This window comes from Candidatus Frankia alpina, from assembly GCF_902806485.1.
Taxonomy (GTDB): domain Bacteria; phylum Actinomycetota; class Actinomycetes; order Frankiales; family Frankiaceae; genus Frankia; species Frankia alpina.
Genome location: NZ_CADCWT010000600.1, coordinates 1 through 400, shown reverse-complemented (window position 1 = coordinate 400; position 400 = coordinate 1). Strand labels below are relative to the sequence as shown.

Sequence of the window (400 nt, the reverse complement as noted above, 5' to 3'; positions counted from 1 at the left end):
GCATGACCGGCTCGGCCGCCGGGACGAGGGACGAGCCGGGGAAGAACGTCGCCCAGAAAACCGGGCTGAACCGGGCTGTTCTCGCGCAGGGCTGGGGCATGCTCCGAGCCCGTACCGAGGACAAGGCCCCGGGCAGGGTCGAAGACGTCCCCACCCCGTTCACCAGTCTGCGGTGCAGTGCCTGCGGGTGGATCGAGAAGAAGTCGCGTGAGAACCAAGCCGGCTTCCGCTGTATCTCCTGCGGGTTTACCTGCAACGCGGGCATCAACGCTGCTATCAACGTCGCGGCAGGACAGGCCGTCGCAAGACGACCCGGGCGTAAAGCCCGTGCCGGAGGGACGACGACGCGCAGGCGTCCGAACGTCCGTGAACCGCAACCCCACACCTCCTCGTGAGCGAT

1 protein-coding gene is annotated in these 400 nt (G+C 67.5%); it reads left to right on the top strand.

The window, feature by feature from the left end; genetic code table 11:
• The first annotated feature begins 2 nt into the window (after positions 1 to 2).
• Positions 3 to 395, top strand: a complete 393-nt coding sequence (locus G6R25_RS24665; protein WP_161983206.1) for a zinc ribbon domain-containing protein — start codon at positions 3 to 5, stop codon at positions 393 to 395.
• Positions 396 to 400: the final 5 nt, after the last annotated feature.

What these genes read in the sequence shown, in the direction of transcription:
- G6R25_RS24665 (WP_161983206.1), top strand. Translation starts at nt 3, where the DNA reads ATGACCGGCTCGGCCGCCGGGACGAGGGACGAGCCGGGGAAGAACGTC.